At 32.0% G+C, this 10,173-nt stretch carries 9 protein-coding genes; all 9 read right to left on the reverse strand.

Annotation, left to right across the window (positions count from 1 at the left end; genetic code table 11):
* Positions 1 to 130: 130 nt before the first annotated feature.
* A complete protein-coding gene (locus BFL01S_RS16945) occupies positions 131 to 1,423 on the reverse strand; it encodes an MFS transporter (protein WP_235859256.1) in 1,293 nt (430 codons plus the stop codon).
* On the reverse strand, positions 1,368 to 2,411 hold the full coding sequence (locus BFL01S_RS16950; protein WP_061786407.1) for an ArsR/SmtB family transcription factor: 1,044 nt from the start codon (positions 2,409 to 2,411) through the stop codon (positions 1,368 to 1,370). Before BFL01S_RS16950 ends, BFL01S_RS16945 begins: the two co-directional genes overlap by 56 nt.
* A gap of 283 nt (positions 2,412 to 2,694) precedes the next feature.
* The gene (locus tag BFL01S_RS16955) at positions 2,695 to 3,078 is read right to left on the reverse strand and encodes an ACT domain-containing protein (RefSeq protein ID WP_061786408.1); all 384 of its coding nucleotides are present in this window, start codon (positions 3,076 to 3,078) and stop codon (positions 2,695 to 2,697) included.
* 122 nt (positions 3,079 to 3,200) lie between these two features.
* Positions 3,201 to 4,394, reverse strand: a complete 1,194-nt coding sequence (locus tag BFL01S_RS16960) for an MFS transporter (RefSeq protein ID WP_061786409.1) — start codon at positions 4,392 to 4,394, stop codon at positions 3,201 to 3,203.
* A 37-nt stretch (positions 4,395 to 4,431) separates the two neighbouring features.
* A complete protein-coding gene (locus BFL01S_RS16965; RefSeq protein WP_082802774.1) occupies positions 4,432 to 5,652 on the reverse strand; it encodes an ATP-grasp domain-containing protein in 1,221 nt (406 codons plus the stop codon).
* Between the two features lie 10 nt (positions 5,653 to 5,662).
* Positions 5,663 to 6,559, reverse strand: a complete 897-nt coding sequence (locus BFL01S_RS16970) for an ATP-grasp domain-containing protein (protein WP_061786411.1) — start codon at positions 6,557 to 6,559, stop codon at positions 5,663 to 5,665.
* Complete coding sequence (locus tag BFL01S_RS16975) at positions 6,552 to 7,922, reverse strand: phenylacetate--CoA ligase family protein (protein WP_061786412.1); 1,371 nt, start codon at positions 7,920 to 7,922, stop codon at positions 6,552 to 6,554. Before BFL01S_RS16975 ends, BFL01S_RS16970 begins: the two co-directional genes overlap by 8 nt.
* Before the next feature lie 94 nt (positions 7,923 to 8,016).
* Complete coding sequence (locus tag BFL01S_RS16980) at positions 8,017 to 8,940, reverse strand: 2-hydroxyacid dehydrogenase (RefSeq protein WP_061786413.1); 924 nt, start codon at positions 8,938 to 8,940, stop codon at positions 8,017 to 8,019.
* Positions 8,941 to 8,944: 4 nt separating this feature from the next.
* Positions 8,945 to 10,096, reverse strand: a complete 1,152-nt coding sequence (locus BFL01S_RS16985; protein ID WP_061786414.1) for an aminotransferase class I/II-fold pyridoxal phosphate-dependent enzyme — start codon at positions 10,094 to 10,096, stop codon at positions 8,945 to 8,947.
* Between the last annotated feature and the right edge of the window lie 77 nt (positions 10,097 to 10,173).

The raw sequence follows: 10,173 nt of genomic DNA on the forward strand, positions 1-10,173 counted from the left end.
AGTATCAGTTTGTCCAAGTTTGGGAGATTACCTGCAGATATTTTGAAGTTTTTGCACCAGAACCCAAAAAACTTTTAATATAAAATTCTTTAAGAAGTAGCTAATGTCCTTGTTGATTATGAAGACTTACTTACATGTTAGAGAATTCCTTCTTTTCCTCATTGAGAAATGAAAAGAAAGGTAAAGTAAGAGCAAATAAAGCAGGAATGATAATTAAACTTCCAATCATCATATATAAGAGACGGATTCCATATAGATCAACTACCTGACCAGCAAATAAAACGCCTAGTGGCATAGTTACTTGTATCAAAAAAAGCCGAACAGAAAAAATTTGTCCCATTAACTCTGTAGGGATGGTTTTCTGATAAAGAGTAGTTTGATGAACATTAAAAAATGGGAAACATACACCTCCAAGAAATTCACATAGAATAGCCAAAGGTATAAAATCCACAAACCCCAACAGAAGAAAAGATAATCCACCCATCAATAGTCCTGAGAGCATTATATACCTTCGTGCTCCTTTACTTCCCCATTTACCAACTAAAAAAGAACCCACTATATACCCTAATGGAAATCCTCCCATAAACAAACCATACGTAAATGAAGTTCCTTTCAGTTCTTCTAAAACATAAGGAACATTAATAACCATAGTTACCCCAACACTAAATTGAACAAGAGAAGTAAAAAAACCTAGCCATATCAGTTGTTTTTGCTTGAAAAAATAGCGATAACCAACTAGTACCTGCTTTAACCAAGGAATCTTTTGTTCTTGCTGTTTTAGCATAGGTTCTTTTAAATAAAACAAGCTAATGGTACTAAGTAGAAAAAGCATCCCTACGACTATATAAGCAGAGGGGGTTCCTAAATAAGCTGCTACAATGCCCCCTATTGTTGGTGCTAAAAAACTCATTGTTCGTACCGTTCCATCCATCCAAGCATTCATTTGCATTAATTGATTTTCTGCCGCAATTGTAGGTAGCAAAGCTGAGGCAGCAGGAACATAGAGAGGTTGCAAGATTCCAAGAATCGCTTGAATCACAAATAGAATCCATATCTCCATGTGACCGGAAAACATTAAAATTACAGGTGAAAAGAACACCATACTACGTATAACTTGGGAGCTTAACATAACGTGTTTTCGACTTACTCGATCAATCATAGGCCCTATAAAGAGTTGAACGAGTAAAGATGGAATGAAATAGGTTAGCCATAGTGTTCCCATTGCTGATTTTGATCCAGTTAGCTCATATAGCCATAAAGAGTTACACAAGGCACCTATCGCACCTCCAAGTTCAGAGATGCTTTCACCTATCCATAAATATAAAAAGGAACGGTTAGCAAGAACATGTGAAGGTTTCTTCACCTGATTATTTCCTTTCCAAAAAACGTTGTAGTTTTTCTTGGAGAGTATTAAGATTCTCAAGTTGAATATAATACCGAGACTTGTGTACTTTCACAATCCAAGCAGCCCGAAGTAAAGCCAAATGATGATGAACAGTGGATTTGGGAATTGTAAGCTGTTTCGTTAATTCTTGAAGAGAATAATCTTTTTCAGTCAGTAATTTAATAATTTTTAATCTGGTTTCGTCTCCAAGAGCCTTATAACCATGAAGTAAAGCAGATGGTGGAGAGTATGGATCTTCTATTTCATGAACATTTTCATCAGAAATGGGATAATAAAAGACTTTAACTCCTGGTAAAGTGGTTTCTACGTTCCAAGGACGATAAACATATTGAGGAATCAGTAAAACTTGATGGATGAATGGTTCCGGTTGATAATCAATGCCTGTCACATGTTTAACTAATTCTTCAGGTTCATAAGTTGAATAAAGAGCACGCTTTTGTTGAACATCTCGTTCTAACATAGCTTTAAACTCTGTATAGTTGGGTTCTATAACTGTCTTATACCAACCTTCAGAAATAATTTTTAAGTGTTCTTTTAATACATCAATGTCAACCGTTGAAATGTATTCAATATAGGCTGGAAAAAACTTATGGTGCTTGCAGCTGTTCATTAAAGAAGCAATTGCTTCTTTCTCCTTATGAGAAGCTTTTTTTCGAATTTCTTCATGTTGAGAACCAATGTAAGGTAAACAACATCCTCGTACTTTACTTTCAGGGAGTTGATAAAGAAATTCAATGAAGTTCTGAAGTGAATCAAAATGATTGGAATGGAGAAGTTGCAGCAAAGCAAACCACGTGTTGTATTTATGTGTGTAGTTTAGCTCTTTCTGGACTGTAGAAGATAATTCGTTTTTAATATCCTCCCAATAACCAGTGGGCTTTTCTAACGTATGATGAAAATCATAATATGTATAAGCAGCGATACCTAATCCCATTTCAAATAAAATCGAATATTTCATTTGTGTCGAATACGTTTCTCTCATAGAATTTAAATTCATTATTTTCATAAGCCATCTCTCCTTTCTTTATATTCTACATTTATCGAATATTAAATTCAATATTTTTCGAATTTTTATACAAATCACTTCTTTATGTATCAAATTTAAATGCATACATGTTTATAAGAATCAAAAAGTCCGTAAATGTATACGTTTACGAACTTCTCTTTTTCGTCAGAATTCTAAAAAATCGAGCGTTCGTTTAAGTGATTTTCCGAATTACGAACGCATCATAAGATTAACATACTTTTACGAACGTTTTTTTAGAAATTAGAAAAGAAGATATACCTTTTTAAATAATATTATGCCCTTTCTTAATCAATACTTCTAATGCCTCTTCCAATTTATTATTTTTTACTAAAAGGTAATCCGTATTATATGTAGAAATCGCAAATATACTAATATTTTCCTCAGCAAGTGGTTTAGCTAATGAAGCCAATATACCCGTTAACGAAAAATCAAGAGGTCCCATTACTTTAACTCCCCTCCACTCTAAACTAACCTCCATATCCTCAGTCGTCAGGGGAAGTAAATCTTGGGAACATACAATTGATAATTCTTCGTCTGTATACGTAATAGAGCGGAATTCCCTCCCTTCAATTACCCATTTGGGTATAGGGTGAATGGGATTTAATTTTATGATAGCAATCTTTTGAGGCAATATACATAAATTCACTATAGGTCATCTCCATATCTTCGTAAAATATAAAAACCTTAAAGCTATGTAATAGCCTCAAGGATTTTGTTATATATTGGTTATTGACTAATATTATTTAATTACTAAAAAATATTTAAAAGTTATATACTAGCATCCTGTTGTTTTGTTAAAACAAAATTCTTTTCTCTACTAACTTTAAAGAAAAATACACTACTAATAAGAATAAACATAGTACAACTTACAAAAAGCACAGATTGACCTCCCATTGAAAGCAAAAAACCTCCTACTGATGGGCCAACAAAGAAACCTACTTGACTTAAACTTGATGCTCCATAGTAAATTGCTCTTTTATCATCAGGAGCTATTTTTCCCATAACTATATCGAAGCAGGGAAAAAGAATTGCTTCTCCAATGGCTACTAAAATAGTTGCAATAATAGTCATTACAAAGACTTGCCATTCAAAAATGAAGAAAAGAAAGCCTATACTTAGAAGGCCAAAACCAATACTAATTGATTTCGAAAGGCTTAAATTCTTTAAATACTTAATATGTATAAACTGAAACAATACTACAACTAATGCATTCAATGATACTAAGATTCCAAAAGCAGGCCTAGTATTTTTTGAATCAATAATAACTGCAGGCATAAGTGCTTCATATGCCCCATAAGCCATTACAATAAATAAAGAACTAAGAAGCCAGAATTGTAAATTAAGGTTTTTTAACACAGAAAAGGTATCTTTTGCAGATATAGGATCTACTTTAACTACTTTAAAGTCTTGAGCGCGCAGTAAAGTATATGAAGCTAATAAGAATATTAGAAACATAATAGAACTTAACAAGAATGTATATCCTATAATTTTATCGTATATTATTATTCCAATTAGTGGACCAACGACATTTCCTATATTTTGAAAAAGATAACGCATTCTAAAGAAATATTCTTCTTTTTTACCTTTTGCTAATGATACCATTGCAGCTCTTATTGAGCTATCTAACATTGCTTTTCCTAGTCCAAATATACCTAAAGATATAGAAAATAGACTTAAAGAAGTTGATATACCCATTGTTGCAAATGATATAACACTTAACGAAAGACCTAATCGTAAAGTTTTTAAATACCCCCAGCGTTCAGCTAATATACCGCAGAAAAAACTAGTTAGAAATAACGTGACAGGCCAAATACCTGATAGAAACCCTACTTCTACTACAGACAAACCTAATTGGTGCAATCCATAAATCGTAATAAGAGGTAGTGATATAAATACACCTAATGTATTTATACCACTACCAATAATAAGGACCCAAATATTTCTTTCAATATTATGTTTCAAATGATAAAACCTCTCTCTGAAAGGAATATTCCTAATTTTATTTCACTGTATATTCATTTAAAAGTAATTCTAAATCCGATTTTATATTTGACCAGTCTGCAGAAACAAACAAGAAGCTTCCCAAATTATTAATATATGAAAAATGTCCGTTAAGAGAAGTACCTAATTGTGGCTTTTCAGACCAAGACAAAGATTCTAAATGTTTAGTTGGCATGTTAATTGCTTGAATATTTTTATCTTCTTTAGACGAAAAATCTTTCGGGAAAATTAACCAACCATAATTTTTATCCTCTTTTTTATTCTTTATATTCGGCTTTATTCCCATCTGACATTGAACATGGGCTTCATCTAAATTTAAGCCTATAGCTCCTTCAATAGCTGGAACTACTAAACTTCCACCTGGTCTGATACCAATTTCTAAAAATACTTTTTCTCCTTTATCTGTAAGAAATGCCTCTAAATGAAAAACTCCATCCGGAATATTCATTACGCTATGTACTTGTTCTGCAAAATCTCTCCATTCTTCATCTTCTTTTTTATTACCCACCGAAATTGAGCCTAATGGTTCACCATCTAAATAGTTTAAACAGAGACCTTCGTATTTAGAAGCTCGACAAAACTCTATTTTATTATTAAATACATAACCATCGATGTGATACACAGGACCGTTTATGTACTCTTCAAATTCAATATCATCTTCAGTAAATTGATTTATACCTTTATCACTTGGATCTGAAATGTTGTTCGCAAGATAAGTTTTTAAGTCATCTTGGGAATATAAAATACTTATCCCTTTACTTCCAGCATAAGATCTAGGTTTTACAATTACAGGAAACAAATTATCATTATGTTTTAATTTATCTAATTGGTATAACTGAGGAGTCCTTATTCTTCCTTCAATAGATTCTTTCATTACTACCTTATCCCTAAACTTTAAAACATCTTCTTTTTTCATACCTTCATGGTTAATATACTCACAAATCTCAGCTGTAAGTACGACAGAATATTCATCGGTACTAATAACATGATCAAATGGTCCCCAATTTTTACAATTTTCGAGAGCAGCTTCAATCTCTTCTTTATTTCTTAAATCATTAAATGGAAAGAAGTTATCGAATATCTGAGATTCTTTTATTTCCTCACCAAAAAACTCAACTACTGCTGAGTAATGTGCTTTTGGCAAAATGCCTTTCTCTATCATATTTACTAATCTTTCCTCAATATCGGTATGAGTGGTTACTATTAATATCTTCTCCATATTTCTTGCCTCACTTCTGATTATTTTTCGATGTTGTGAAAATTAAGAAATCTGCAATTTTATTAGGGAAACCTAATGCCCCTAATGTAATATCAGGCTCAGGATTCACTTCAGCAACATATAGGTTTTGGTCTGCAGATACTAAAATATCTACACCTGCAATGCACAAGTCAAGATTTTCTACAGCTTTAATTGCCAATTGTTTAACGTTTTCTGGTGTTTCTTGAGGATCCCAAATAATTATGTCTCCTCCCATTGTTCCATTACAAATAGGCGTTTCAGAGTCATCATTATAGGAAAACCTCTGATTACATTGTATAATCTCTGAATTAACTACATCAATGCGCCAAATGTATTTTTCAGGATTTAATACAAATTCTTGTACAATTGCTACTCCATCTCTTTTCAACAAGTTGTTAACTTCTATCGGTATTTCACTATTTTGAAATGTATAGATATCCTCAGCACAAGCTCCAAGATAAGACTTTGCAATGAAATGATTATTATCATAACTTTCACAAAACTCTACAACTTGTTCAATATTAAATACTACCTTAGTTTTTGGGATAGGTAGATCTGCTTCCTCTAATTTTAATGCCATCAAGGCTTTATTTCTGGCCACTGCATACGCTTCAGGAGAGTTAATAATATTTATGTCTTTATTTCTTCTATTAAATTCTTCTAACAGGTGCAATTGAGTATAATATGAAGAAAAATGTTCTCCCATTCTATCTAAATAAATAACATCAAACTTAGATAAATAATTTTCTAGATTATTACCAGTAGTATATGAAATTTTAGACCAATGAACTAGCTCAACTTCAACTTTGAGTGACTCCATTCTTTCTTTTATTTTTTCAAGTAATGGATGGATTTCTTCATGAATTATTGCAAATTTTTTATTCATTAAATTCCCTCACAATGCTTCTTTTTTTAACACCTAATGATGGGATAAAGTCTACAAACTCAATTTTTAACTCTGTATCAAAACCAAAATGTTGTTGAAATCTATGCCTAAACTCTAAAACGACTTCAGAAATGTCTGATATTTCAACTTCTTTTTTTATTAAAAGTCTAATATCATGCAAAGATTTTTGCACTAACCTAAACTCTTTGACACCAGATCCTTCACGAACCAATGTTGTATCAAATATTTCTGAAATGATACCAGGATCTATAGATCCATATTGAGGACTAATAATTTTCATATCTTGCCTTCCAATAATTCTTTTAATTCTCTTTAAACCGAATTCAGGATTCTTTTCTTTCCATTCAGCAAAATCATTTTGTGCATATCTAATCCTTGGCATGGCAAAGTTCCATAATTCAGTACCTATTACTGTATCCATATAGTCATCATTAAGGTTTACCAATTCAACATATACAGTATCTTCAGCAACTAAATAGTCCCCATTTTGCTGTTCCCATGCAATAATACCTAATTCTTCTGCAGAATATTCATCCAATACAGGAACACCTAATTGCTTTGACAATTCTCTTCTTATATGGGCAGAAGATGTTTCACTATTAGTAGTAAGCAACTTAATCCCTAAATCCTTGGCATCTGGCAGTAATTTTGCCACATCTATAATTCTATTAGCTACTCCAGTAATTACTGCTGGCCTTATTTTCCTAATATGTTCTTCTAAATCAGGCAATGGAGCTCCTAAACCTACTGTAAACGTAGGGAATTTCCCTAACATACTTGTTAGTAAAAAAGGTTCATAGTATATAGAGTATATCCAGTCTTCATCCTTCAAATTTGCCCCCATCATACTTTCAAACATCTGTAAACGTTGTACAAACATATGTCTGTGACGATTGGTATCATTTATTAAAGTTAATGGTACACCAGTAGAACCGGATGTTCTTGATTTATGATTAATTTTCACCCATGGATTTTTAAGCGCTTGTTTATAGATTTCTTGTAAGTCATCTTTATTAATAATTGGTAGCAATTCGAAATCTTGCAAGGATTTAAAGTCTCCAGGCTCAAAACCAACCTCTCTATAAATCTTATTGTAATGAGGGATATTTTTATATGCAAATGCGACCAATTCTTGAAGTCTAATAAGGTTCATTTTGTTAAGGTATTCTCTAGGTTGCATATCTAGTTTTTCATAATTATCTCTTTGATCAAAAAAGTCTTTAGAAATTTCAGTATGCTTCTCTAAAGTTTCCTCAGGCCACACATGGTCAAAAATCACATGAGGTTTTAGTTGAGATGGTGATCCAGCTTTTTCAAAAACATCGATAAAATAATGATTCATTGCCTTGATCTCCTTACATATGTACAATTTCGTAAAATGGAACCTCCAACAATTTATTTGTTGGAGGTATTTAATAAATTTTAAAGCATCAAGTTTAATTAACTAAGTTAACTAAAATACCTTCTTTAAAAGATTTTATGTTCTTAATTAACTCCACCATATTTGCCTCTCTTGCTTCTTCTGAATACCAAGCACTACCTGGAGTAAATATTACATTATCCAACTCTAAAATTTTATTATCCTTATAGTTTTTTAGGTCGTCTAGACCTGCTCCAACAATTTTTTTATCCTTTAATAATTGATAAAGCGCTTCTTCATCTACGACATTTCCTCTACTTGTATTAACAAGTATGGCATTTGCTTTCATATTCCCAAGTAAGTCTTTAGAAACTATATTGATAGTTTCTTCATTATGCGGCAGGTTAATTGAGATAAAATCACTAGATTTAAAAACTTCTAGCATGCTAACAGTTGTAACTCCTTCAACACTATTATTATTCTTGCTACATCCTATTACATTCATACCAAAAGCTCTAGCAATACTAGAAACCACGCTACCTATTTGACCAAGGCCAACTATGCCTAGCGTTTTTCCTCTTAATTCTGTACATAAGAATGGAGGGTAAACGTGACTTTTTCCCTCTCTGCAAGTTCGATCGGCTAAAGCTAATTTACGATTTACTGATAACATAAGAGCAAATACATGCTCCGCAACAGATTGCTTTGAGTAAGTAGGACAGTTAGAAACATGAATTCCCTTAGCCACTAATGCATCTACATCGATATAATCAAAACTTGTAGTAATTGCAATTAAATACTTTAATCCGTCTATTTTATCAACCATATTTTTGTTAATCGTAGTCCATTCAACGATTGCAATATCTGTGTTTGAAAGTCTTCTAATAGCTTCCGTTTCATTTGGTAAGTCATCATATACTTTCATCTCTGCTATTTGATTTATTTTCTCGATAGTCCAATCCGGTAAATAAGTTGGTTTATCAATATAAGTGATCTTCATAAAACTATCTAACTTCTTCTTTCATTTTGAGATTGGAAAGCTCTATATATCTAGAAAGTGCGTCACATGATTTTCTAAACATTTTCGGATCTCTTGCTAAAGCAATTCGAATATAACGCTCACCTACTTCTGGATTAGCCCAATGAAAATGATCTCCTGGCAAAACTCCTAATCCAAATTCCAACATACTTTCTAAAACATGCAGACTGTTTATACTTGGATCAGCAATATTTAACCATTCTACACTAATCATTGTATCGTCACTATGTGGCACGAAGATTGAATCTTTAATTACATTTCTAAGGTATGTTCTATTTTCTTCAATTACTTTCCAAAGTGAAGAAGAAATACCCACTTTCTGAGCATCTTTTATATACTCGATTAACAAATTTAATATAAATGGAGAAACATTCAATAAAATGTCATTATGAAGCTCAAGAATTCCCTCATATAAATCTTCACTAGCTGCTAAAATACTACATTTTAAATCCTGGGTAGGCCAAGTTTTTCCTGTGTCTTCAACCATAAAATAGCTTACTCCAGAATCTTCTAATGCTTCATATTGATCCCAGAATGAATCTTGATGATAAAACCTAAATGTACAATCAATTATTAACAATTTATCATTTTCTTTACAATGTTTAATTACCGTTTTAACTTCGTCTTGACTAAGCATAAATCCAGTAGGATTATTTGGTAAAGTAAGGAAAAGAGCATCGGTAGTCATATTGTCTAACGTATGTAAAATATTACTTGGAGTAAACCTATCTTCTGCTACAGGGACCAGATGTACATCTCTTCTCTTTAAGATAGTTGCTAAATTATCAAAGCAAGGCTGAAGTAGACTAACACTTAATTTATTCTTTTGAAGATATGTTGCTATTAAATCAGTTGATAATGAAGCTGAATAACATAGCATTGTTCTTGGGTGGTTTGTAGCTGAAAATTGTTCAGCAAGCTTAAAAAATTCATTTTGAAATTCTTCTTCTAAAGCTTTTTGTTTAGTTAGTTCGGAATTATAAAAAATATTAGATAATTCTGATATAATTTTTTTCTGTGTTTCTGATTGACCTTGATGAGCATGGCCATCAGCTAAATTAAAATCCTGATTAAGTCCAACAGATTCATACCTTGTAAGATTATTAAATTTAGTCACTCTGACATTCTCCTTATTTTATAAAATTTATCGGCTTACTTTAGACACATATATCAAAGATACAAATATTTAACATC

It is taken from the genome of Priestia flexa NBRC 15715, from assembly GCF_001591565.1.
Lineage (GTDB): Bacteria > Bacillota > Bacilli > Bacillales > Bacillaceae_H > Priestia > Priestia flexa.